The organism is Ciceribacter thiooxidans (genome assembly GCF_014126615.1).
Taxonomy (GTDB): domain Bacteria; phylum Pseudomonadota; class Alphaproteobacteria; order Rhizobiales; family Rhizobiaceae; genus Allorhizobium; species Allorhizobium thiooxidans.
Genome location: NZ_CP059896.1, coordinates 1,563,024 through 1,585,938, shown reverse-complemented (window position 1 = coordinate 1,585,938; position 22,915 = coordinate 1,563,024). Strand labels below are relative to the sequence as shown.

Annotated in this window: 28 protein-coding genes and 1 tRNA gene; 7 read left to right on the top strand and 22 right to left on the bottom strand. The window is 61.2% G+C overall.

Features of this window, described 5'->3' with window-relative positions:
- The first annotated feature begins 1 nt into the window (after window position 1).
- Complete coding sequence (tgt, locus tag H4I97_RS07530; protein WP_182307282.1) at window positions 2-1,132, top strand: tRNA guanosine(34) transglycosylase Tgt; 1,131 nt, start codon at window positions 2-4, stop codon at window positions 1,130-1,132.
- Window positions 1,133-1,176: 44 nt separating this feature from the next.
- The gene (recX, locus tag H4I97_RS07525) at window positions 1,177-1,734 is read left to right on the top strand and encodes a recombination regulator RecX (protein ID WP_182307281.1); all 558 of its coding nucleotides are present in this window, start codon (window positions 1,177-1,179) and stop codon (window positions 1,732-1,734) included.
- 134 nt (window positions 1,735-1,868) lie between these two features.
- Here recX and H4I97_RS07520 read toward each other — a convergent pair whose 3' ends face one another.
- The 4 genes from H4I97_RS07520 to metG all read right to left on the bottom strand — a co-directional run bounded on the left by H4I97_RS07520 (window position 1,869) and on the right by metG (window position 5,470).
- A complete protein-coding gene (locus H4I97_RS07520; RefSeq protein ID WP_182307280.1) occupies window positions 1,869-2,189 on the bottom strand; it encodes a DMT family transporter in 321 nt (106 codons plus the stop codon).
- A 108-nt stretch (window positions 2,190-2,297) separates the two neighbouring features.
- Window positions 2,298-3,125, bottom strand: coding sequence for an MBL fold metallo-hydrolase (locus H4I97_RS07515; RefSeq protein WP_182307279.1), 828 nt, complete (start codon window positions 3,123-3,125; stop codon window positions 2,298-2,300).
- A gap of 4 nt (window positions 3,126-3,129) precedes the next feature.
- Window positions 3,130-3,909, bottom strand: coding sequence for a TatD family hydrolase (locus tag H4I97_RS07510; protein WP_182307278.1), 780 nt, complete (start codon window positions 3,907-3,909; stop codon window positions 3,130-3,132).
- Window positions 3,910-3,913: 4 nt separating this feature from the next.
- Window positions 3,914-5,470: a methionine--tRNA ligase gene (gene metG, locus H4I97_RS07505; RefSeq protein ID WP_182307277.1), complete on the bottom strand. Its 1,557-nt coding sequence runs from the start codon at window positions 5,468-5,470 to the stop codon at window positions 3,914-3,916.
- A gap of 230 nt (window positions 5,471-5,700) precedes the next feature.
- Between metG and H4I97_RS07500 the strand changes: the two genes are divergently transcribed.
- A complete protein-coding gene (locus H4I97_RS07500; RefSeq protein WP_182307276.1) occupies window positions 5,701-6,126 on the top strand; it encodes an ABC transporter ATP-binding protein in 426 nt (141 codons plus the stop codon).
- Window positions 6,127-6,137: 11 nt separating this feature from the next.
- On the opposite strand, the gene H4I97_RS07495 is transcribed toward H4I97_RS07500, so the two are convergent.
- The 4 genes from H4I97_RS07495 to H4I97_RS07480 all read right to left on the bottom strand — a co-directional run bounded on the left by H4I97_RS07495 (window position 6,138) and on the right by H4I97_RS07480 (window position 10,286).
- Entirely contained in the window at window positions 6,138-7,163 is a 1,026-nt protein-coding gene (locus tag H4I97_RS07495; RefSeq protein ID WP_182307275.1) for a DNA polymerase III subunit delta', read from the bottom strand.
- Window positions 7,160-7,870 carry a dTMP kinase gene (tmk, locus tag H4I97_RS07490; RefSeq protein WP_182307274.1) on the bottom strand — a complete coding sequence of 237 codons (711 nt, stop codon included), beginning with the start codon at window positions 7,868-7,870 and terminating at the stop codon, window positions 7,160-7,162. Before tmk ends, H4I97_RS07495 begins: the two co-directional genes overlap by 4 nt.
- 60 nt (window positions 7,871-7,930) lie before the next feature.
- Window positions 7,931-9,088 carry a D-alanyl-D-alanine carboxypeptidase family protein gene (locus H4I97_RS07485; RefSeq protein ID WP_182307574.1) on the bottom strand — a complete coding sequence of 386 codons (1,158 nt, stop codon included), beginning with the start codon at window positions 9,086-9,088 and terminating at the stop codon, window positions 7,931-7,933.
- Between the two features lie 136 nt (window positions 9,089-9,224).
- Window positions 9,225-10,286, bottom strand: coding sequence for a septal ring lytic transglycosylase RlpA family protein (locus H4I97_RS07480; protein WP_182307273.1), 1,062 nt, complete (start codon window positions 10,284-10,286; stop codon window positions 9,225-9,227).
- 496 nt (window positions 10,287-10,782) lie between these two features.
- On the opposite strand from H4I97_RS07480, the gene H4I97_RS07475 reads away from it, so the two are divergent.
- Window positions 10,783-10,870, top strand: a tRNA-Ser gene (locus H4I97_RS07475).
- Between the two features lie 44 nt (window positions 10,871-10,914).
- Here H4I97_RS07475 and H4I97_RS07470 read toward each other — a convergent pair.
- From H4I97_RS07470 to H4I97_RS07440, 7 genes are all read right to left on the bottom strand, one after another.
- On the bottom strand, window positions 10,915-11,370 hold the full coding sequence (locus H4I97_RS07470; RefSeq protein WP_244658737.1) for a hypothetical protein: 456 nt from the start codon (window positions 11,368-11,370) through the stop codon (window positions 10,915-10,917).
- A 230-nt stretch (window positions 11,371-11,600) separates the two neighbouring features.
- Complete coding sequence (locus H4I97_RS07465; protein ID WP_182307272.1) at window positions 11,601-12,251, bottom strand: hypothetical protein; 651 nt, start codon at window positions 12,249-12,251, stop codon at window positions 11,601-11,603.
- Between the two features lie 106 nt (window positions 12,252-12,357).
- Window positions 12,358-12,606 (bottom strand): hypothetical protein, encoded by a 249-nt coding sequence (locus H4I97_RS07460; RefSeq protein WP_182307271.1) that lies wholly within the window; start codon window positions 12,604-12,606, stop codon window positions 12,358-12,360.
- A gap of 6 nt (window positions 12,607-12,612) precedes the next feature.
- Entirely contained in the window at window positions 12,613-12,849 is a 237-nt protein-coding gene (locus H4I97_RS07455; protein ID WP_182307270.1) for a hypothetical protein, read from the bottom strand.
- Window positions 12,846-13,241 (bottom strand): hypothetical protein, encoded by a 396-nt coding sequence (locus H4I97_RS07450; RefSeq protein ID WP_182307269.1) that lies wholly within the window; start codon window positions 13,239-13,241, stop codon window positions 12,846-12,848. The genes H4I97_RS07455 and H4I97_RS07450 overlap by 4 nt, the downstream gene beginning before the upstream one ends.
- On the bottom strand, window positions 13,241-13,708 hold the full coding sequence (locus tag H4I97_RS07445) for a DUF5681 domain-containing protein (RefSeq protein WP_210297098.1): 468 nt from the start codon (window positions 13,706-13,708) through the stop codon (window positions 13,241-13,243). Before H4I97_RS07445 ends, H4I97_RS07450 begins: the two co-directional genes overlap by 1 nt.
- A 26-nt stretch (window positions 13,709-13,734) precedes the next feature.
- Window positions 13,735-14,445 (bottom strand): hypothetical protein, encoded by a 711-nt coding sequence (locus H4I97_RS07440; RefSeq protein ID WP_182307268.1) that lies wholly within the window; start codon window positions 14,443-14,445, stop codon window positions 13,735-13,737.
- 234 nt (window positions 14,446-14,679) lie between these two features.
- Between H4I97_RS07440 and H4I97_RS07435 the strand changes: the two genes are divergently transcribed.
- Window positions 14,680-15,102 carry a hypothetical protein gene (locus H4I97_RS07435; RefSeq protein WP_210297097.1) on the top strand — a complete coding sequence of 141 codons (423 nt, stop codon included), beginning with the start codon at window positions 14,680-14,682 and terminating at the stop codon, window positions 15,100-15,102.
- A gap of 9 nt (window positions 15,103-15,111) precedes the next feature.
- Window positions 15,112-15,309 carry a hypothetical protein gene (locus H4I97_RS07430; RefSeq protein WP_182307267.1) on the top strand — a complete coding sequence of 66 codons (198 nt, stop codon included), beginning with the start codon at window positions 15,112-15,114 and terminating at the stop codon, window positions 15,307-15,309.
- 162 nt (window positions 15,310-15,471) lie between these two features.
- Here H4I97_RS07430 and H4I97_RS07425 read toward each other — a convergent pair whose 3' ends face one another.
- Window positions 15,472-17,109 carry a DUF3987 domain-containing protein gene (locus H4I97_RS07425; RefSeq protein WP_182307266.1) on the bottom strand — a complete coding sequence of 546 codons (1,638 nt, stop codon included), beginning with the start codon at window positions 17,107-17,109 and terminating at the stop codon, window positions 15,472-15,474.
- Between the two features lie 347 nt (window positions 17,110-17,456).
- Window positions 17,457-17,729, bottom strand: coding sequence for a helix-turn-helix transcriptional regulator (locus H4I97_RS07420; protein WP_244658736.1), 273 nt, complete (start codon window positions 17,727-17,729; stop codon window positions 17,457-17,459).
- A 322-nt stretch (window positions 17,730-18,051) separates the two neighbouring features.
- Here H4I97_RS07420 and H4I97_RS07415 point away from each other — a divergent pair, with 322 nt between their 5' ends.
- The gene (locus tag H4I97_RS07415; protein ID WP_182307265.1) at window positions 18,052-18,597 is read left to right on the top strand and encodes a hypothetical protein; all 546 of its coding nucleotides are present in this window, start codon (window positions 18,052-18,054) and stop codon (window positions 18,595-18,597) included.
- A gap of 122 nt (window positions 18,598-18,719) precedes the next feature.
- Here H4I97_RS07415 and H4I97_RS24525 read toward each other — a convergent pair whose 3' ends face one another.
- From H4I97_RS24525 to H4I97_RS07390, 5 genes are read right to left on the bottom strand one after another with little or no spacing between them, the layout of a single operon-like run.
- A complete protein-coding gene (locus H4I97_RS24525; protein ID WP_244658735.1) occupies window positions 18,720-19,019 on the bottom strand; it encodes a hypothetical protein in 300 nt (99 codons plus the stop codon).
- The gene (gene tnpC, locus H4I97_RS07405; RefSeq protein ID WP_182307264.1) at window positions 19,019-20,656 is read right to left on the bottom strand and encodes an IS66 family transposase; all 1,638 of its coding nucleotides are present in this window, start codon (window positions 20,654-20,656) and stop codon (window positions 19,019-19,021) included. The genes H4I97_RS24525 and tnpC overlap by 1 nt, the downstream gene beginning before the upstream one ends.
- Window positions 20,657-20,716: 60 nt before the next feature.
- Window positions 20,717-21,067 (bottom strand): IS66 family insertion sequence element accessory protein TnpB, encoded by a 351-nt coding sequence (tnpB, locus tag H4I97_RS07400; protein ID WP_182307263.1) that lies wholly within the window; start codon window positions 21,065-21,067, stop codon window positions 20,717-20,719.
- Window positions 21,064-21,471 carry an IS66-like element accessory protein TnpA gene (gene tnpA, locus H4I97_RS07395; RefSeq protein ID WP_182307262.1) on the bottom strand — a complete coding sequence of 136 codons (408 nt, stop codon included), beginning with the start codon at window positions 21,469-21,471 and terminating at the stop codon, window positions 21,064-21,066. Before tnpA ends, tnpB begins: the two co-directional genes overlap by 4 nt.
- 59 nt (window positions 21,472-21,530) lie before the next feature.
- Complete coding sequence (locus tag H4I97_RS07390; RefSeq protein ID WP_182307261.1) at window positions 21,531-22,703, bottom strand: tyrosine-type recombinase/integrase; 1,173 nt, start codon at window positions 22,701-22,703, stop codon at window positions 21,531-21,533.
- Window positions 22,704-22,915: the final 212 nt, after the last annotated feature.

Genomic DNA, 22,915 nt, shown 5'->3' with positions numbered 1-22,915 from the left:
CATGCACGAGAAATTCGAGTTCAAGCTCAAGGCCACCAGCGGCAAGGCGCGTCTGGGCGAGATTTCCATGCCGCGCGGGGTGATCCGCACGCCGGCCTTCATGCCGGTCGGCACCGTCGGCACCGTCAAGGCGATGTATCTCGACCAGGTCCGTGAGCTCGGCGCCGACATCATCCTCGGCAACACCTATCACCTGATGCTGCGGCCGGGGCCGGAGCGCGTCGCCCGCCTCGGCGGCCTGCATGAGCTCATTCGCTGGCCGCATCCGATCCTCACCGACTCCGGCGGCTTCCAGGTCATGTCGCTCTCCGGGCTCAGAAAGCTCGACGAGCAGGGCGTCACCTTCAAAAGCCATGTCGACGGCTCGACGCATCATATGTCGCCCGAGCGTTCGATCGAGATCCAGGGGCTGCTCGACAGCGACATCCAGATGCAGCTCGATGAATGCGTGGCGCTTCCCGCCGAACGCAAGGAAATCGAGCGCGCCATGGAAATGTCGCTGCGCTGGGCCGAGCGCTGCCGCGTCGCCTTCGGCGAGCAACCGGGCAAGGCGATGTTCGGCATCGTGCAGGGCGGTGACATCCCGGATCTGCGCATCCGCTCGGCCGAGGGGCTGAAAGCGCTCGATCTCAAGGGATACGCCGTCGGCGGGCTTGCCGTCGGCGAGCCGCAGGCGGTCATGCTCGACATGCTCGACATCACGCTGCCCGTTCTCCCCGGCGAAAAGCCGCGATACCTGATGGGGGTCGGCACGCCCGACGACATCCTGAAATCGGTCGCCCTCGGCGTCGACATGTTCGACTGCGTGATGCCGACCCGTTCCGGCCGCCACGGACTGGCGTTTACCCGCCGCGGCAAGGTCAACATCCGCAACGCCCGCCACGCGGAGGACATGCGTCCGCTCGACGAGCAGTCGAACTGCCCGGCAAGCCGCGACTATTCGCGCGCCTATCTTCACCACCTCGTGCGCTCCAACGAGGCACTCGGTGGCATGCTGCTCTCGTGGAACAATCTCGCATACTATCAGGAGCTCATGCAGGGTATCCGCAAGTCGATCGAGGAAGGCCGTTTTGCCGACTTCATGGCCGAGACGCAGGAAATGTGGGCCAAAGGCGATATCGAGGCGGCATAGCCGTATATCTGGAATCGCTGATAAGCGATATTGGGGCAGGGGTCATGGACGAGGGCGAAATCGAGGGGCCGACGCCGCGCATGCTCGCCTGGGCCCGCAACTCCGCGGCCTACCGGCTCTCCCGCAAGATGATGACCGAGCGCGAGCTGTCCGACGCAGTGTCGCGCAAGGCCAGGCAGAAGTTCGAAGACATCAGCGAGGCGCAGGTGCAGGCGCTCGCGGTCGCGGCGGTCGAATTCGGAAGGCAGGTGCGGGCACTCGATGACGTGTCCTACGCCGAAATCAAGGCGCGGTCGTCAGCCAGGAGCGGCAAGTCGAAACGCGCGATCGCCCGCAAGCTCGTCGACAAGGGCATCGACCGCGAGACCGTCGCAGAAGCTCTGGCGGAGGCCGACGATCTGCCGGCGGCACTAGTCTTCGCCCGCAAGCGCGGCTTCGGTCCGTTCCGTCGCAACGAAAGCGACGAGAAGCGCGAGACGCGGGAATTTTCCGCGTTCGCCCGCAACGGCTTCGGCTTCGACATTACGCGCAGGGTGATGGCGATGGACCGCGACGAGGCGGAGGTGATCCTGGCGGATCAGGCGACACTCGGTTCGCTGTAAGAGCACAGGCGACGATCCGTCGAGAGGCGAGACTGTCGCACGTCATCCTTGAACCCACCGCGGCACATCCGAAGATCGCATAAGGTAGATTATGGAACTTAATGATATGCAGGATGCGCGCTAAAGGCCTGAAATCACGTCGGTGTCGAAACCTTCATCAGCACCAGCCCTGCGATGATGAGCCCCGCCGCGGTTACGCGCATCGCATTGGCAGGCTCGCCCAGAACCATGATGCCGACCAAAAATGCGCCGAGCGCTCCGATGCCGGTCCAGATCGTGTAAGCGGTGCCGAGTGGCAGGCTCCGCATCGAGATCGACAGCAGGATGACGCTGGCGATCATCGCCACTACCGTGATCGCCGTCGGAACGAACCGCGTAAAGCCTGCCGACTGCTTCAAGAAGAAGGCCCAGACCACTTCGAGAATGCCGGCGACGACGAGTATGATCCAGGCCATTCGTATCTCCTCCGGCGGATCGATCATCCATGCCGATCCCGCGTTTCGTAAAATGTCGGATATTCAAAGGTATGCGTGAAAAACCTCACGCAGCATAGAAAGAAGGCATCACACCCCGTCCGCGGCGATCTCCACCTCGAAAACCAGCTGGTCGTAGGCCGGTTCGACATGCGGCGGCGTCTCGCCCATCACCGTCTCGTAGTCGAGCGGAACGTGCATATGCGTGAGAATCGAACGCTTCGGCTTGAGCCGCTCGATCCAGCCGAGCGCCTGCTCGAGCGACAGATGGCTCGGATGGTGACGGTATTGCAGCGCGTCGATCACCAGTACATCGAGCCCTTCGAGCTTGGCGACCGTCTCCTCGGGAAAGTCGCTGACATCGCAGCAATAGGCAATGTCGCCGATCCTGAGACCCAGCGACGCTATATCGCCGTGGCGCTGCTTGAGCGGCATAAAGCGGATCGTGCCACCCTTGCCGGTAATCTCGACCGGCCTTTCGAGATCTTCGATCAGCCGTGGCTCGGCGATCGGCGGATAGTTGCTGCCGACCGGCGTTTCGAGACAGTAGCCGAAGCCCTGTCGAATGCGCGCCATGGTCTCGGGATCGGCATAGATCGGGATGCGCTGGCTGCGGTTGATGAAGTAGCCGCGCAGGTCGTCGATGCCGTGCAGATGGTCGGCATGGCCGTGGGTATAGATCACGCCGTCGATGTGCTGCACGCCGGCAGCGATCATCTGCGCACGGAAATCCGGCCCGGTGTCGACGACCGCCGTCGTCATCCCGCCGTCCGGCGCGATCTGCTGCACCATGAAGGCTGCACGGGTCCGCCGGTTGCGCGGGTTCGCCGGGTCGCAAGCGCCCCAGTCGCCGTTGATCCGCGGAACGCCCGGAGAGGACGCGCAGCCCAGGATAGTGAAGCGCCGGCGAAACGTCATCTTGTCAGAGCCCCGGCATCTTCGAGAAGACGCGGAGCGCGTTCTCGGTGGTGATGCGGGCGATTTCCTCGAAGCTCACGCCCTTTGTCTCTGCGAGCACCTCGGCCGTATTGACCACGTAGGACGGCTCGTTGCGCTTGCCCCGCCAGGGTTTTGGCGCGAGATACGGTGCGTCGGTCTCGACGAGCAGCCGGTCGAGCGGCACATCCCTCGCGATGTCGCGCAGTTCCGTCGACTTCGGGAAGGTCAGGATGCCGGAGAACGAGACGTAGCCGCCGAGTTCGACGCCGGTCCGCGCCAGCGCTTCGCCGGAGGAAAAGCAGTGGAGGATGAAGGGGAAGGCCCCCTTCCCCGTTTCCTGCCTCAGGATCGCCGCCATGTCGTCATCGGCGCTGCGGCTGTGGATGACGAGCGGCAATTGCGTGCGCCGCGCCGCCTCGATGTGGCGTAGGAAGCCGGTTTTCTGATCTTCCGGCGTCTGCGTGTCGTAGAAATAGTCGAGCCCGCATTCGCCGATCGCGACCACCTTCGGATGCTCGGCGAGCCGCACGAGGTCGTCGGCCGTCACGTCGAGCTCCTCGTTGGCGTTGTTCGGATGCGTGCCGACCGAACAGAAGACCGACGGATTACGGTCGGTGATCGCAAGCAACGTGTCGAGTTTGCGCACCCGGGTCGAGATTGTCACCATCCGGCCGACGCCCGCGGCATGGGCGCGCGCGACGAGCGCGTCGCGCTCCTCGTCAAAATCGGGAAAATCGAGATGGCAGTGGGTGTCGATCAGCATTCCGTCAGGCCTTCGCATCATCGTCGGGTGCGACATAACGCGGGAAGACCGGCTTCGGTGCCTCGAGCGGCGTACCGGCGACGAGCCGGCCGGCCGCGCCGAGACACGAGAAGTCGCGCGCATCCTGCGGAACGGCGACGAGATCGAGCAGCTTTGCCGCCGAGCCCGGCACGATCGGCTGCAGGAGGATCGCGATCTGCCGGACGACTTCCGCCGTCACGTAGAGCACGGTCGCCATGCGCGCCGGATCGGTTTTCTTCAGCGCCCAGGGCTCCTGCCCGGCGAAATAGCGGTCGGCCTCGGAGACCACTGCAATGATCGCGGTGACCGCCTTGTGGATCGCCTGTCGGTCCATCTCCTCGCGGCAGATGTCGATCAGCCTGTCCGCCGAGGCGAGCATTTCCCTGTCCGCGTCGGTGAGTTCGCCGCAATCCGGGATCTTGCCGTCGCAGTTCTTGACTATCATCGACAGCGAGCGGCTCGCGAGGTTGCCGATGCCGTTCGCCAGATCGGCATTGATGCGAGTCGCGATCGCCTCTTCCGAGTAGCTGCCGTCATGCCCGAAGGAGACTTCGCGCAGGAAGAAGTAGCGCACCTGGTCGAGGCCGAAATGGTTCACCAGGTTGACCGGGTCGACGACGTTGCCGAGCGACTTCGACATCTTCTCGCCCTTGTTGAGCAGGAAACCGTGAGCATAGACGCGCTTCGGCAGCGGCAGCTTGGCCGACATCAGGAAGGCCGGCCAGTAGACGGCATGGAAGCGGATGATATCCTTGCCGATCACATGGATGTCCGCCGGCCAGTATTTCGCCCGCGGTCCGTTCTGGTCTTCGACATAGCCGGTGGCGGTGATGTAGTTCGTCAGCGCATCGACCCAGACATACATCACGTGCTTCGGGTCGTCCGGCACCTTGATGCCCCAGTCGAAGGTGGTGCGCGAGATCGAGAGGTCCTTCAGGCCGGATTTCACGAAGGAAATCACCTCGTTCTTGCGCTCGGCCGGGCCGATGAACTCCGGGTTCTCCTCGTAGTGCCGGAGCAGCGGCTCGGCATAGGCGGAGAGGCGGAAGAAATAGCTCTCCTCCTCCACCCATTCGACAGGCGTGCCCTGCGGCCCGTAACGCACGCCGTCGGCGCGCACTTCGGTCTCTTCTTCCTGGTAATAAGCTTCGTCGCGGACCGAGTACCAGCCGGCATAGCTGTCCTTGTAGATGTCGCCGTTCGCGGCCATGCGCCGCCAGACTTCCTGCACCGTCTCGTGGTGGCGCTTCTCGGTCGTGCGGATGAAATCGTCGTTCGAGGCGTTGAGCAGCTTGCCCATGGCGCGGAATTCGTTCGAATTGCGCTCGGCGAGCGCTTCCGGCGTGATGCCTTCGGCCCGCGCCGTCTGCTGCATCTTCTGCCCGTGTTCGTCGGTGCCGGTCAGAAAGAACACGTCCCGCCCGTCGAGCCGCTGGAACCGCGCCATCGCATCGGTGGCGATCAGTTCGTAGGCATGGCCGATATGCGGCTTGCCGTTCGGATAGGAAATGGCGGTCGTAATATAGAATGTGTCTTTCATGATCGGCCCTGTTGCGGACTGCGTTCTTTTTGCCGTCCTGCTCTAGCGCATGTCATCGCCGGGCGAAACAACAAGTTTCGCTCTTGCGAAATGTTGAACGGCGCAGATACACCGTGTGACGATGTCACGTTTCGGCAAGGCAACGTTTTCGCAGCTTCGCGGAAAGCGACGAGCTGCGATCAGGGGAGCATCGTCCGGCGAAACACGATTGCGGAGTGAAACTTGTGATTATGAACATGGATATCAGGTGTCACGAAGGAGTGGGGCCGATACGCTTCGGCATGAGCCCGGACGAGGCACGGACGGCTCTTGGCGTCGACTTCAGTAGCTTCAAGCGAAGCTCGAAAAGTATCCACCCCTGCGACCACTTTTCGGAACTTGAATGCTTCGTGTACTACGACAACGCAGATGGTGTGGTCGATGCCGTCGAGTTTGCTGCCCCGGCAGAGCCGACTTTGGACGGCGCAATGCTGCTCGGCATGAGCTTTACGGACCTGGTCGAAAAGATCAAACAAGCCGATCCCGAGGTCGCTATTGAAAGCGACGGGTTCACGTCATTGCGGTTCGGCATCGGTGGTTGGGCACCTTCCGCCTATGACCACCCTGACGATCCTGTGGAGTCCGTCATAGTCTTTGCTCGCGGTTACTATGGTTGACCTTGCCCACCCTACCGGGTGATCTCGTCGAGGATGTCGAGGATGGTCTGCTTGCGGTCGAGATTGTAGGCGGCGCTGACGGCGAGCCGCTCGGTGACCGAAGACGAAAGCCGCGCGAAGCGGTCGGCCTCGCCGCTCGCGCCGGAAAGGGCGGCCGCCCTTGCCTGCCCGTGGAGATGGTCGCCGAGATGCTCGACGAAGAAGCCGAAGGCGACGTCGCTGTCCCTGGCGCTCAGCGCGTCGGCGATCCGGTGCAAGATCTTGCGCGCCGCCGGTCCCTGCGCTGCCAGCAGTTCGTCGAAGGCGGCGATGATGTCGAGCCCGCCGTAATTGATGACCTTCAGCGCCCGGGCGACGCTGCCCTTGGCGAGCGCGAGCACCGTCTCCCGCTGCCCGCCCGCAAGCGTGATTCCGAGCTGGGCGAGCGCCCGCTCCATGTTCTGCGCGTCGAGCGGTTCGAGCTTCAGCGGCAGGCAGCGCGAGCGGATGGTCGGCAGGAGCTTGCCCGGCGCGTGGCTCAGCACCAGGAACATCGCCCGCTTCGGCGGCTCCTCGAGGATCTTCAGGATGGCGTTCGCGGCGTTGCGGTTCAGCTCGTCGGCCGGATCGATGATGGCGATCCGCCAGTTCCCCGTGCCCGAGGTCTGCGAGAAGAAGCGGCCCGCCTTGCGCACCTCATCGACGGTGATGGCGCCACGCAGTTTGCCGGTCTTCTCGTCGACGGGCCGGGTGAGATGTAGGAGGTTGTGGCTGGCGCCCGAGGCGAGCTGGCGCACGATCGCGGAGCCCGGGTCGGGGTCGGCGAGCGTGGCCGGCGCCTGCGACGGCTCCGGATGCGAAAGCACATGGGCGGCGAAGCGGAAGGCGAGCGTCGCTTTGCCGATCCCTTCCGGTCCCTCGATCAGGATCGCATGGTGCCCCTTGCCGGAGCGATAGCTCTCGGCGAGGAAGCGTTCCGCCGCCTCGTGGCCGAAAAGCTTGGCCGCGGCGAGCGGCGGCACGGCGCCGTCGAGCAATCCCTGGCGTTCGTCGCTCATTCCGCCGTCACCGGTCTTTCCGTCCCGCGCGGAGCGAATGCCAGCGGCTCGACCAGCGCCCGTATCTCGGCGGCGATCGCCTCGACCGGCCGGCCGGCATCGACCACCCGGCAGCGACGGGGATCGGCGGCAGCGATGTCGAGAAACCCCTGGCGCCGCTTTTCGTGTGTCTCCAGCTCTTCCTTTTCGAAGCGGTCCGGCGTTTCGTTTGCGCCCGGCTCGGCCCTGCCCCGCGCCCGCTCGAGCCCGCGTTCGGCCGGCAGGTCGAGGATGAGGGTCAGGTCCGGAACGACGCCGTTCACCGCGACCCGCTCGAGCGTATCGATGAACTCCGATTCGAGATTGCCGGTGACGCCCTGGTAGACGCGCGAGGAATCCATGAAGCGGTCGCAAAGCACCACGGCACCGCGCTGAAGCGCCGGTCGGATAACGGTCTCGACATGGTCGTTGCGCGCAGCAGCAAAGAGCAACGCCTCCATGCGCACGCCGAAATCCTCCGCCGCACCCGAGAGCAGCACGTGGCGCAACGCCTCGGCGCCCGGCGAACCGCCGGGCTCGCGGGTGACAATGACTTCGAGGCCGCGGGCCTTCAGCGCCTCGGCGAGTCGGCGAATCTGCGTCGACTTGCCGGCCCCCTCGCCGCCCTCGAAAGTTACGAACAATCCCCGTCCCGTCGCCAATCTCTGCTTCCCGTCAATCCGGCGCATGTGCCGGCCGGTTCCGTTTCTATCCCATATGCCTGCACCGCGAAACCTCGGCAAGCCATCTCAGAGCCAGAAGAACAGGAGTTCAATCAGCGCATCCGTCGCCTTCTGCCGCAGCGTGCCGGGTTCGACCGCCGCCGCCGTCTTCAGCGGCACTTCGCGCAGCAGCCTGTCGCCGGCGGTGATTCGGAGCGTCCCCACATCCTGTCCCTGCGAGACGGGCGCGTCGAGCGGCCAGCGGTAGACGATCCGTGCGGCGAGCCGTTCGGGATTCGTCACCGGGACGTAGATCTCGACCGGTGCTTTCGCCACGAGGTCGACCTTGCCGCGCTCGCCGCCGTAGACGCTCGCCTGCCCGATCGTTTCACCCGCCTTGAAGAGCGTCCGCATCTCGAAATTCTCGAAACCCCATTTGAGGAGCCTCACCGCCTCCTCGCGCCGGTCCTTGTCGGTCGCAAGTCCACCCGTCGCCAGGAAAAGCCGTCGGCCGTTCTGCTCGGCCGAGGTCAGGATCGAGAACCCCTCCCCTTCGGCAAAGCCGGTGGCGAGCCCGTCGGCGCCGATGCCGGCGGCGAGCATCGGATTGCGGTTGCGCTGGTAGATCTTGTTCCACTCGAAATCAGGTAGCGACAGCAGTCGGTAGTAGTCCGGATAGGCCGTCTGAAGGTGCCGCGCGAGCGTCACCATGTCCTTCGCCGTCGTGCGGTTGGCGGGATCTGGAAGCCCGGTCGGGTTGGCGAAATGCGTATCGGTAAGCCCGAGCGCCGCCGCCCGCGCATTCATCCGCTCGGCGAAGTTTTGCTCGCTGCCGGCCATTCCCTCGGCAAGCACGATGCAGCCGTCGTTTGCCATCTGCACGGCGACGCCCTTCAGCAGATCCTCGACCCGCACCTGCGAGTTGAGCGCGGCGAACATTGTCGACGTGCGCGACGGTGCACCCCCGGTCCGCCAGGCGTGCTCGGAAACCTTGTACACAGTGTCGAGGCTCACCTCGCCCCGCTTCAGCGCATCGAAGACGACTTCGAGCGTCATCATCTTGGCGAGCGAGGCCGGCGCCAGCGTCTTCGTAGGGTTCTTGGAAAGCAGGATGGTGCCGGTTGACGCTTCGATCAGATAGACTTGCGCCGCCTTGGTCTCGAATACGGGAGCGGTCTTCTGCTGCGCGGCCACCGGCAGGCCGGTCAGAAGGACAAGGACGAGAAGGGTGAGCATGGCTGCCATGCGGCCGACAATCGGCGCATCGGCAAAGTACCGTGCCGGACGGCGGCCGATCGGTGTTGCGAGGCTGTTTCCCGTCATCGTCTGCCTTCGGCCCGCTTTCCTCTTCCCGGGCGGACCGCCAGTCGCAGCCCGAACGTCACCGCGCCGGTCTGGCGCCGCCGGACGAGGCCTGCCCTGCCGCCGTGCGCCGGGCCGAGGCCAGAATCGCGCCCTCGGTCAGGCCGTCATTGCGCACCATAACGGCGTCGAAGGCAAGACGCACGGTGACGGTCGGCTCCTCCGCATAGGCGGAGGCGTAACTTGCTCCGGCGCCCGGTTCCGGCCGTTCATAGGGTATCGGGCCGAGATCCGGCAACAGCACGAAACCGGTGAAGGAATCGAGCGCGGCCGGCACGATCTGCTGGCCGCCGAAGGCTTCAGAGGGTGTCGGGCCCGCGAGACTCGTCTGGATGGCCGGTGCCGGCGTTTCCGCCATCGCCAACGGCGATGGTGCGGGCAGCGGAACGGCTGCCGGGTCGGCCGAGGCGACCATGACGCCGCTTGCGATCTGGCCGGCGGGATCGACCAGCGGGAAGCGGTCGCCTTTCTTGATGTATGAGGCCATCAGGTAAGGCATGTCATGCCCGTCCATGCGGGCCGGGCCGACATATTGCACGCGCACCTTGCCGGTGCCGCTGTGGGTCATGTCGAGAAGATCGGCGGTCTTGTTCGAAAGATCGATGATGCGATTGGAATGGAACGGTCCGCGGTCGTTGACGCGCACGATGACCGAATTGCCGTTCTCGATATTCGTCACCCGCGCATAGCTCGGCAAAGGCAGGGTCGGATGCGCGGCGGAAAGATAGAACTGGTCGTAGACCTCGCCGTTGGCCGTCTTGCGACCGTGGAAGGCCGAGCCGTACCACGAGGCCATCCCCACCTTGTCGTAGTTCGGGTTTTCCTTGGGCACATAGACCTTGCCCTTGACGACATATGGCTTGCCGACGAGATAACGCCCGCCACCCTTCGGGATATTACCGCCATTGGCGACACGCGGGCTCGCCTTCACACCGTATTCGGACTCGGAGAAATATTCCTTGCCGTGGCGGGTCTTCTTCTTGCCCCCGGTGCTGGTGCAGGACGCGACGCTCACGCAAAGGATCGACAAGGTGATCAACCTTGCGCCGCTCCGCACAGCTCTAGCGCGATCGAAACTCATACGCCCCACTTGTTCGTTCACGCTGCGAGAAACAGCGCCGCCAATCAACCGGGAAACAACGCCCCTCTTCCCGGTCCATTCGGCTATATCAGAAAGATAAACTTGTCGACAACATGGCAGAGGAGGCGCAAAGTGTCGCAACTTTTTCTATGATGCAAGATCAATGGTTAACGACCGGTAAATTATACCATGCCGGGCGCCGCCTTCGGCTTTCTCTTCCCTTTGCGGAAGGTATTTGACGTTAGGCAATATTCAAAGCGCCCTCGCCGCCCGATTTTCAACACCGCCAGCGGCGAACACTCTTGCCAAGTTTCGCGCCATTGCGCATAACGCAGTCGCTGGATGGGTGGCCGAGCGGTTTAAGGCACCGGTCTTGAAAGCTTGTGCTGCTTGCGCCGAATGGGCGAAAACAGGGAATAAACACAATCGCTTACGTGGGGTCTTGGCCTCGTGTGCGGTTGTGGTATAGCGCATTGCTAGCCGCTGCAATGCATAAGGATGGATGGCCGAGCGGTTTAAGGCACTGGTCTTGAAAACCAGCGAACCGAAAGGTTCCGTGGGTTCGAATCCCACTCCATCCGCCACAAAAACAATCACTTAGTGCACATCTCTCACCTCTCTAGATACGCTATGTCGCTGGTAGAAAGGGCGACTCGCCATGTTCCGGTGCCGGTGCAACGCGATGCCATGTCTCCCGAAATTCATCGCGGTCATAAGCCTTGGGTTCAAGCCACCACTTGCCGCCATTTTTATCCTGAGAAGCAAGCGTACGAACCTCATCTAGGCGAAGAACGTAGCAGGTAGGTGAATCGGAATTGGCGTGAATCGTAATGACCCACCAGTCCGATCGGAGAGCATCCAATGAAAGGCCGAGCGGCACGGGAAAGCGTTTGCTTAACCCTTTGGACTGCACGCCGAAGAAGATCGTCTCCTCCTCGTTCGTGACAATCAGGTCGGAACCTCTAGCGTTGCGGATGGTGGGCATGACGTGCCACCCCCTTCGCGAAAGCTGCCATGCGGCATAGTTCAAACCCGCATTGCCTGTGATTTGGCTTCGATGTCGAGGTGTAATCATATCGGTCATAGCCGCAGCCCCCTTTAGTGTTCAGAGGCTGACCGGTCTAAGCCGGGTGTTGGAATCCCCGTGCGTAGCGCGAGGCACCGCTACCTTTAGCGTGCGCCTGGACATACGCAGCGGTCACCCGGCCGAGAATTCGACCGAGCTACGCTTCCAAGGGGATTCCACGCCCCACGGGCGGGATTGACCGCGCCGCGAGGTATCTCTGCCACGCTAAGAAGTTGATTTCAACGACATTAAGAGTGACCTTCGTCAGATGCTGTTGCTCTGACTTCCTCCGCATCCGATGCGGCAGAACCTAAGAGGCTTGCGTCTGCGAGGGATGGGCGCTTTTGGAACGTTGCAACATTTCTGTGCTCTTCAGGACTATATCCGGCGCGGCGGATCGCAGAATAAATTCGCTCCTCTACCCATGCCGCGCTGTCCTTTAGAAGTTCGAGAGAATCCTGTCCGGAATAGAAGCCGCCTCTCATACGCAGCACCGAACGAGCGTCAGCAGGACGAATGTCAAGAAGCGAAAATTTCGGCTGACTTAGCTCTCCCTCAGCATTCATCCACATTTCATATGCGCCCCATTCATACTCGTGAATGATATTGTCGCGTTCCTTTCGAAGGAATTCCCAAAATATGGCGTGGCCGCGTTTGTCGTCAGAAATGAGTTTCCACTCTCTCGCTATTTCTTGTCGCAGCGCTTTATCTAGGCATGAGCGCGAATCTATTTGAAAAAGCGTAATGGAAGTTCGAAGGATGGCACACGCGCCAACCCAAATCACCTTCCAATCTGATATGAGGAAGCGCTCTTCCTTGAGCAAATTTTCTAAGTGAATTACTGCCGATTTGCCATCCGAAAGAGCCCGGTAGCAATTGAGGAAATATTTAACCGGCATGAACCGATACCGATATCGTACGAGATCTGTCATCCGCGAGCAGCCAACTAAAGGAATCACTTCTCAATAACGATAGCGGAAACTGGCCGTCAGAATAGATTCAACGTCACTTTCCAAACTCCCAAACGCGGTCACGCCGCCATGCGCTCCAAATGCGTTCCCGATCCCACTTGCGAATGCTTGCAAGGATGATGGGCATGTCCACGCTGTCCAGCGTTCCGGCGTCGATCTCGGCTTGCACCTCGGCCTCAAAGGCCGTCAGCGATCCATAGGCTTGGGCGAACGGCGACAAGGGAGCAGCACGCGCCGCCTCAAGGCGACGGACCCGCGACAGCATGGAAGCGACGGAGGCCATGCGTGGTTAGCCCTCGCCGCGAAGTCGTTTCAGGGTGCACCCAAGTTCAATGGCTTTGCGTAGATACAGGTCGCTTTCGATCTGTCGAAGCTCGCCCCGTTCGAAATGGCGTTCCACCAATGCCTGCCGCTCTTCCTGCGTCATGGATCGATGCATACCGCTCGGCTCAAGAGCCTCGTTGCGGTATGCTGCGCGCCTATTGACATAGGTGATCTCGGGCTGGCTGCAGCCGTAGTTGTTCATTGAATCATCCTCATCTGGACTAAAACGTCATAGGCATCGCTACGGACGGAGGGATCGTCGCAGTCCCTCATGACCTGGATACAGGTGCTAACCACATCCTGCCTGAGCCCGTGCTGCTCGTCGGGCGTCAGAAGGGCAAGCCCGCGCTCCAGCCGCTGCCGGTTCAACTTCACGAGGTCGTTAACGTCGAACGGCACGATTTCCAGCGGCATTGCGAACTGATCCGCCATGCTGACGGCCCACGCGACAGCCTGCTGATACTGGCTGATGCGCTGGACCGTGAGGCAGTGCATATTGTCCGAAGCTCTAATGAGCGTTTTGACCCATCGGTCCTGCGGCTCTGGTTCGTACGCGGCCACCATGCCGCCGCCTTTCGTCTTGATGACCGACATTACCTCACCTCTTTGGCTTCCAATACGATGATGCGTTGTTCCAGTTCCTCCGTCGCTTTGATTCCGGATACGGATTGAATACAACCGATCAGAATGCGGGCAGTGTCCGCGTCGAGCTTGCCATCAGCAACGGCTTGGAGGATTTCTTGCGCTTGCTCCGACAATGGGCGGTCGCTGGTCAATTCGAATTGCACCCGCTCTGCCTGCGCTCGGACAGGAGGCAAGAGACGACTCAAAACTAGACCCGCTGCCTGCATATCTCCGGCCAATGCGGCATCTACAACCACGCGGGCAACAGCGGGGCCGTCATCACTGAGCGCATGGACAATCTTATCCCGCTTCGACAGAGAGCCTTTAGGCCTGCCTGCTGGATTGCCGCTCTGTCCCTTCTGCCAACGCCCTCCGGGCGGCACAGGCGTAGGGATGTAGTTTTTCATCCATTCAGGCTGTTGCGATGCGTCGGTCATTGGCGCGTGCTTTCAACAGGCTCGATTCAGGCGTCCTTGAGGATGAAGGCTTGTTCAGCGGCGTTCTTCGCCTCGCGCAGAGCCTTGACCTTGTGAGGCTGAGCGCCGACCGCCTTTTCCATCGCCTTGAACACCAGCCCACCGCGATCTTCGATCATCGACTTTGCGCCCTGCATCGCCTTGAGCCGTTTGGCGACCTCCGGATTGTGACGCTCGTGATAGACGCGGATGAGCACCTTCTGCATATCAGCTCCGAGGCCGGACAGCATGGCCGGGGCGCCGAACACGGCAGTCGCCACGATGTGGTCACCCTCATTGATTGCCTGCTGAATGACCTTCATCCGCTCGCCTGTGGGCATCCCCTTGATATGGGCGCGAACCTCCGCTGCGATGCTCCCCGCCGCCTTGCTCTCAACCGGCTGAGAAAGCTCACCTTCAAGGTGTGCGATGCTCTTTTCCAAATTGGCGCGGGTCGTGTCGAACGTGCGGGTGATGCGCGTCATCACCTTGTCGGCTAGGTCCTGAGTATGGATGACCTGCATGGCTTCGTTCCAAGTCGGATTGGTCTTTGCCTTCTCGCGCGCGGTGTGGACCTGCCGCAGCCCTTCATAGGCTTCGGAAAAGGCCGTCATGGTCGGTGCGAGGAAAGGTGCAGTGTCCGTGTCGTAACCCTCAATCTCCATCACGTTGTCGGGATGCAAGGCGGGCGTAATCTGGGTTGAAATCTCAGTGCTCATTTTGGCCTCTCAAACGCTGACGTGGCGTGCTATGTGCTGCAATTTACCTGTTCTCTCTTTGTTCATGCAAGGGAATTTGTTTTTAGATCAAAGTGTTAGGTCTGGTAGTCGAGTTGACCCGCACCAAACTGCGTATTTGGTGCCGGTTAGTTGTCAAAAAGATCGTTGCCGTTCTCGGATGACTTGTCCTGTAACTGGTGCATCGATGAACAAACCCCCAACCGGAGCGACAACATGGAAGAGATGACCACGTACACCCGCCGTGAGAATGCCCGCCGCGCGGGCGTAGCTGCCGGGGTGCCCGCCGAGCGCATCAAGATCACCGTCCACAAGGACAAAGGTGAAGTGCGCTTTGGCTGGAAGGAGAAGGAACCCGACAGCGCCGATACCGGGTGGTTACAGCGGCGGCCGGGTGCTACTGCCACCATACCGGCGACCGCCCCCGAAACGCGCACCACGCGCCAACGTAGCGAGAGCAGCACCCCGAAGCGCCCCAAGGCCGGTGGCAAGTGCGCCGCCGTATGGGATCACCTCGACGTCAACCCGACGGCTACGGTGAAGGAATTACGCGAGGTGGCGACGGCGCAGCGCTGGAACGTCAATAACGCGGTCTGCGAATTCTACGCATGGCGGAAGTTTACGGCGAGCAAGGCCTGACGTATCCCGATGCTCAAGATTACCACAGTGCTCGTCCTGATGGTCGTGCTCGCCGCCTGCACGACGCCTCCGGTCATCAACTATGCCGCTGATCGGGAACGATGGAAGCCCCACTTCGACGCGCAGACCATGCGCAGCATTGCCTATCTGGACGAGCTTGAACGTCGGTCGCGCGCTGCCTGCCACCACCGTCATTGCCGCATGTAACGGGGAGGCCTCCCATTACATGAATCTCTGCTAACTCTGCATTACGCACGCCATACACTGCTATAGAGAGGGGGTATTTTTCTTCCCTGTATGGCGCGCGCAATGCAGAGTTAGCTGAGATTCCCTGTGGCCTAATTCCATCTCTGCTAACTCTGCGCGATGTCATGCGGTTTCACCAATGGCATCACGTACCGCTGCGCGGCGGGCGCGCCATTGTTCTCCCTCGGGAGCGAACATCGCAAAGACCTGTGGGTGAACCGAATACTTGCTCGGCCACCCGCCGTAAGGGCGACCCTGCGCCTCCAGCCAATCTGCATCCTCAAGGATCTGCACCGCTTCCCGCCGCAGCCGGTCGTCAGCCTTCTTGAATGCTTGGCAATGCTGCGTCATCCAATCGCGCCCAACTGTGGCCATCACCTCCTCAGCGGCAACAATTGATCTCGCAAGTGCACGCACCAGTTCAAAGGCCGGGGCGGCGCTGAGGATGCTTGAATAGAGGGTGTAGGCGTGTCGGCGAACCTTCCGCATGTACCGGATGGCGTAGTTTATTGCCTCCGCACCGACCTCGTTTCCTAGTTTCCCGCCATGCTGTCCGAAGACATGGAAGACGAGCGCAACTTCCGCCAACATGCCTGAGTGCTTGCCAAGATGAGCAGCATAAGCAGGCAAAAACTCCTCTGTCGCAATCACCAGTTCACGCAGGCTACGGACCTCGGCGTCAAACAGGGCACGCGCCTCTACACTGAGATGGATATAGGTGTCGTAGCTCTGCGATGTCGCGCCGTATACCCATTCCAGCCATTGCCCCCATGTGGCCATCGCCTCCGTTGCATCACCGCTCGCGTCCAAATCAGGAGCCTCAAGGATGCAGGGGACGAAACGTTGGATCAATCCGTCCTCTGGCATCTGCTTCATCTGCTTCGCCAGACCATCGGGGGTACAAGCGGCCAACACCGACACGCCCCAGTTCGGAACGAACACCGATCCACGTTCAACGCGGTCAATCTGGTGCGGACCTCCGTCGCGGAGTTGCAGCCAGTCGCCACGGTTCTTGGAGGCGTCACCTCTGTCCCCGCTGTCGATGGCTCCGACCCATGACGCAAACTCCTCCGTGAGCATGAGCAGTCCGCGCTCGTTCCCCTGCAATCGCTCGGACAATGCGGCGACGGTCGTGTCGCTCGTAAAGAGAGCTGGTGCCGGTGACTGCTCATTACGGGGCTTGCCCTCGTTCTCTCTGCGCCAGCTCTCATGAACGATGCCATGCATGCGCTTGATGTGATTACTCGCCGCCCTGATTGCCGGGGACTTGCCTGCACTGGGACCGCCACACAAGAATGACCACTGGCGGGCTGACACATGCCAGTCGGATTCTCGGCGGACGGTCAGCTTATAACGGTCGTCAATGACTGAGGCAGCGGCGGTGACTGCGGCGACGATAACTCCGCTTCGGTCAAACCCGGTTGCTTTCGAGTAGTAGTATGCGAACGTTCCGATAGATGGCGGCACCTCATCGAACTCATAAGGTGGGGGAGCTGCCTTTCGCAGTACATCGCGTGGCTTGCGGAACTCGAACAACACGCTCTGGCCGGTCATCTTGCGCACCTGCATGCGCTCCTCTGCCTCCTTGGCGGCGCGGAGATCGCGCGCCGCGTCTCCCATCGCTTCTGCTCCGCGGGCAGCCCATTCAGCACTGAGGTCAGTGTTCGGCCGGTCCTTGTTCCGTTCCTTTATCTCCAACCAGTCAATCTTACAGTCCTCAGTGTACACAGCTCCCTGTCCGGGCATAGGAATCTCAACCATGCTGCACCTCCCCGGCAGCAGGCCGCTGCGCCTCGGCTACAGCCGGGTTTCGTGCCCTGCCGCAGTAAACCCCTTGGCCAACCTGAGATCGCCCGCTACGCGGCGGCTGTGCCGGTTTTCGCAACGGAGGCCCCTCAAGGTGCAATTCGTTAGTGCCGCTCTCGGCAGCATTCGCTATAGTGTGCATGGTGATTATTGATCCTGAGCGGTGGGATGGTGGTACATCCTGCCGCCTTTTGCTGATTAGGCTGCAAATGGGCTAGACGATGCCGCCGCATCAGACGTGAAGCCTGTGGCGGCATTCCGTTTTCCTCTGGCCCGGCAGCATTTTCCATGTTTGGTGTGGCTTAGGCTGCGGCGTAATCTTCGGGCTGGTCGCTGGTGCTGTGGCGCGCGCCCGACGCCAGCCACGCAAGCAGGTCGCGTTCTGAATACCAGACGCGGCGGGTGCCCTTGGGCATGAAATAGCGGGGACCGACGCCGCGATAGCGGTAGCCCTCAAGGGTGTCGGTTGAGAGGCCGAGGAGTTCGGCAGATTCCTTCACGTCCAGCGGTCGCCCCTTGGGCGAGTAGCTGAACAGGTCGCAGAGGTGTTCAAAGGTAGCTTCGGAGAGGGTCATGGGTGCGCTTCCGACTGCGCTCACCCGTTTCCGGACGAGGCGTTGTCCCGCTGAACCACCCATGTGGCTATTTCAGTTCCGGCGGCCCAACCCATGATGCTGCAACCGGATGCGCCCTTCCGGGCGTCCCGCCCCGTGCGATACGTGGCGGATAGCGAGTACTGTTGATACCGTACATTACACGCCATAGCTCGCACAAGTATTTAATGCGCCTTGATAATTTAACGGGCATGCCCGATTTTCACATTTTCCGGAAAATTCTCGTTGAAGCAGAAAAGTCGAATAACGAAACTGGAGTTTACTGAGTAAGTTGGGGCTATTTTTGACCATGGGCGAATCAAAGCGAAAACTCGAAGCAGTCAGAAAATCGTTCTTGGACGAGTTGGAGAAATGGGCATTTCCGATCACCGACTGGGAGCTCAAGACCGTCGAGGAGATCAAGAAGTTGCCGGTTGTGAGGGCGCGGCGCTATCCAGATGATGCACTGGAATGGATGAGAATGCCTGCGCGGCAATGTCATGCGAACGCTCGGTTCATGCAAGACAACGATCCTGACGGGCGCTTAAAGCAAGTGACGGGCTGGTGGCTGCAAGAAGGGAACTACGTCCTTCATTCGGTGGTCGATCAGTATGGAAAATACATGTGCGTGACGCCCGCGCCGCTGCATCATGAATATGAGTTTGACTTTATTCCTGACCGGAAAATTGAATGGCGTGATGAAGGTGACCACCGGGTAGCCTATAGGGACGGGGTAGAGATCGGACCGGGCGTACGATCCGATCCCATGGAAACGCTTGAAGACCTCGACAAAATTCGCACTCGACTTCTTTCCGGAATGAACCCCTACGAGGCTGTTCGGAAACGCTAAGCTCGAAGCGGTACGACATTCCCGCCGTTTGCTTTCGCGGCCTGTCCCTCAATCCAATCAGCGATGCGTTGTGTCTCTTGATACAAGTAGCCAAGGTAAGCATCCGGCCAAGGCCGCGGAGGCTATGATTTCGGCTCATCTGCCATGATGCGCTCGATTGCTTCCGGATCGCATTGGGAATCCGTGAGGAATTGGCGAACGCCGCCCTCCCAGGTCCTTACGTCGGCGAGGAACTCCTGCAGGCTCTCAATGCCACGGTCGGTGAAGGTCGTGATGCCCTCGTCGGTTCCGTCGTGGGCATGGATCATCTCGCCGTAGTCGATGTTGTCCGAATTGCTGGCGACTTCCTGGAGGAGTTCGAGGTTCTCGCCGATCAGCGTGGCGGCGCATTCGATCGTGTAGACATGGGTTGGACGCGCCATCAGGCCGCCTCCTGTCGAGCATTGCCGGCGGGGGACCAGTTCCACGGTAACAGTTCCGGCAGCCTGGATACTGGGATGCTTGGGAGCCGGGCGAGGACATCCGCCAGCCAAGCCTGCGGGTCGATATCGTTCATCTTCGCCGTGACGATCAGCGAATACATGAACGCGCCGCGATCGCCGCCGCGCTGCGATCCGGCGAAAAGCCATGCCCGTCGCCCCAGAGCGACACCGCGCAGGGCGCGCTCGGCCGCATTGTTCGTCAGACAAAGCCTGCCGTCATCGAGGAAACGGGTGAAGGCCTCCCAGCGCCCCTCCTTCTCGAACATGTAGTTGATCGCCTTGGTGACGGGATTGTGCTTCGACATTTGCGCGCGCTGAGCCTTGAGCCAGTCGTGCAGTTCCTCGACGAGATGGCTCGCATGCTGCCGCCTCGCCGCAAGCCGCGCCTCGGCGGGCATGCCGTTTATGCCACGTTCGATATCGAACAGGGCGTCGATGCGGGCCACAGCCTCAAGCGCGACAGGCGAGATCTCGTGGGCGGGTTTGCCCTTGCGCACATTGCCGGCAATGTCTGCGAGCTCGAAGAACTTGCGCCGTGCATGGCTCCAGCACAGGGCGCTGAGCACCGGCGCGGGACTGCGGTCGGCACGATAGAGGTCGTTGTAGCCGCCGTAGGCGTCGGCTTGCAGCGTGCCCTGCCATCCAACGAGATGCCGGTTGGGGTGGATCTTCTCGCGATCGGGGGAGAAGTAGAAGAGCGCTGCGGGAGGAGCGCCGCCCGCGAAGGGGCGGTCGTCGCGGACGTAGGTCCAGAGCCTGGCCTGCCGCGTTGCGCCCCGAGCCAGAAGCGGCACGGTGGTATCATCGCCATGCAACCGTTCGGCGGCCAGAACATGGGCGCGGATCAGATCATGAATCGGCTGGAGGGCGGTCGCACAAGCACCGACCTGATCGGCCAGCGTGGAGAGGCTGAGATCGACGCCTTCCCTGGCGTAACGCTCGGCCTGGCGGTTCAAGGGCTGATGCTGGCCGAACTTCTCGAAGAGGATCGTCGCGAGCAGGTTCGGTCCTGCCCATCCGCGCGGTGTGGCGTGGAAAGGTGCTGGTGGCTGCGAGATCTTCTCGCAATCCCGACAGGTGAACTTCTCGCGCACCGTCTGGATCACTTTCCACTGGCGAGGGATCACCTCCAGCGTCTCGGTGATGTCTTCGCCCATCTTCACGATCCGCGCCGAACCGCAGCAGGTGCAGCTCGAGGGGACCTCTATGACCACGCGCTCGCGCGGCAAGTGCACCGGGAACGGTTTACGGGCCGGACGACGGCGTTCGAAGGCAGAAACATTCGTGATCTTTGCCGCGGCGCGTTCTGCCGCGATCTCGTCCTCGGTGGCGTCGGCCTCGAGTTCTTCGAGCTCCAGTTCCATCTGTTCGATCAGCCGGGCGCGGCGTTCCGAACTCTGGCCATACTGCGCCCGCCGCAGTTTGGCGATCTCGAGTTTGAGGTGCCTGATCATCGCCTCGGACGTCGTGACGACAGCCCGCACCTGTGCGAGGTCGGCCTCGGCCGAAGCGGCACGTGCCTCCGATGCCGCAAGCGCGGCGCGCAATCTGGCAATCTCCAAGGCTGCTTCGTCCATGGCGGGAAACTACCATGCTGCCCGCCAAAAAACCAAACAAAAACATAGAAATATGAACGGTCAACCCGCCTTCGAAGGTCGCTGTGTCCAGCGTGGATTCCGCCAATCGATCCCTTCCAGGAGGTAGCCCAATTGCGCTGACGAAACAGGAACGGCAGAGCCGTTCTGGCTAACCGGCCAGATGAACTTCCCGGCCTCGAGACGCTTCATATAGAGCGACATGCCGACCCCATCGTGCCACAGGATCTTGATCAGATCGCCCTTGCGCCCCCGAAAGCAAAATAGCTCGCCGCCATGGGGATCGCGTCCGAGCCCTTCCTGCACCTTCAGCGCCAGGCTGTTCATGCCGCAACGCATGTCTGTCACGCCACCCGCGATCCACACCTTCACCCCTGCTGGAAAGGCGATCATGACGCATCCAGAACCGGCAACAGACGGGCCAGGATGTTCGGATCAAGCGTCGCCGGGATCGTCAGGCGGCGGCCATTCGGTAGACCGATCTCGATCTGCACCTCGTCGTCAGACCGAGGCTGCAACACCACCTCACGCGGCCCGGCTTCCGGTGGCGAAATCGCCAGCGGCACGAAGCCATGGGCAGCCGCACCGCCAAGAGCGCCGCTCCGGTATTCCCGACGCCAGGTTGTCAGCAGCGAGCGCGATAGCCCGTGGCGCCGAGCCGTCGCCGAACCCTGCCGATAGCCCTGCAAGCTCTCCTCGACGATGCGGATCTTCTCTTCATCCGTCCAGTCCCGCCGGCGGCCAAGATCATCGGCAGGCAGGACCTCAATTTGTGAAATGACTGTAGCGCATGACATAAGGCATGCACTTAAAGCCATTTATCAAATCAGGGCAGACGGCCTTTGGCGGAGGCATACTAGCCAAGCCGCGACGTTTCCAGATAGTGACGAGCGGTGACGCTGCCGTTTGGCAGGTGCCCAGTGAGCAGTTCCACCTTGTAGAAGTCGATGCCGCAATTCGCGATGCCGATGGTGGTGTGCGTGCGGCGAAGGTCATGTGCCGTCACCTTGGTTCCTGCAACCCCGCTGACCTTTTCTAGAAGTTCGCGAGGGCTGATGATGTGCCCGGATTTGCTCCAGGTCGTGAAAACCCAAGGCGAACCTTCCACTCGCTGCCGCGTCTTGAGCAGTTCCACTGCCACCGAGGACAATGGAAACCAGAACGGGTGATGGTTCTTCGGGTCAGGCAGGTGCCACCAGCAGTTCGTCGGGTCGTCTTCGATATGGACGCGATCCCATGTCAGCGTCGCCGCTTCGTTCAAGCGGGATCCTGTCAGCAAAAGAAACATCACAAGATCAATCCCGGCGAGGCTGTCGCGGGTGTAGGCTTCCGCCCGCCACTCATTCAGCGCGGACCACACCGCGCCAACCCTGTTATCCGGGATTCGCGAGGTGCGCGGCTGCAACTGGACCCAATCGTCTTTCAAGGCATTGACGGGGTTGTTCAGGATAAGCGGAGTACCATCGGCTTGCTTGTAACGGCGCATCGCGAAGTTGATGAGCGCGCGAAGCACGGACATGCACTGCGCTGCTTGGCCGGGCGCCGGTGCCTTGCCGCGCAACCCCTTCGTTAGCATATCGCGATAGCGCTTCCGAACATCGTCTTCGGTAATCGAGGCGATTGGCTTGTTCTGCCACGTCGCAAATGTGGTCGTCACATGCCGGTCAATCTCGCCCTTACTGCTTTCCTTGAGCTTGCCGGGCCGGTTCATATATTCGGTCGCAACGGTGCGAAGGGTGACGGCCGCAGCTTCCTCGGCCTTCTTTGCATTCCGAGGGTCGATGCCCTCGCGCATCTGCTGAAGGATGCTCTGTGCCTTCTTGCGAGCTTGGTCTTCCGTGAAGAGGCCATAGGGGCCGATGGTGACAATCACGGGCTTGCCCCGTACCCGCCCTTGCGCGACGAACACCTTCTTACCGCTCGCCATGATGCGCAGACCGTAGCCCTTAACGGCCTCATCCCAGTGAATCTTGTATCCCTCAGCCGGTGGCTGAACCTTGTCGATGTATCCCTTCGTCAGCTTTGCCATGTCGTGCTCCTGATGCTGCTAATAGCGTATTTCTAGCGTGCTACAGCGTGTTACGACATGCTACGACGAGCAAGCAAGGTGTTCAAGCTACTGATTCATAAGGCAATTTTGTGCTATTGCGGGCTATTGCGTGCAACTGCGGGCTAAGCATGGTAAAACTTGAAAACCGGCGTAGGTGAGAGCCTACCGTGGGTTCGAATCCCACCCCATCC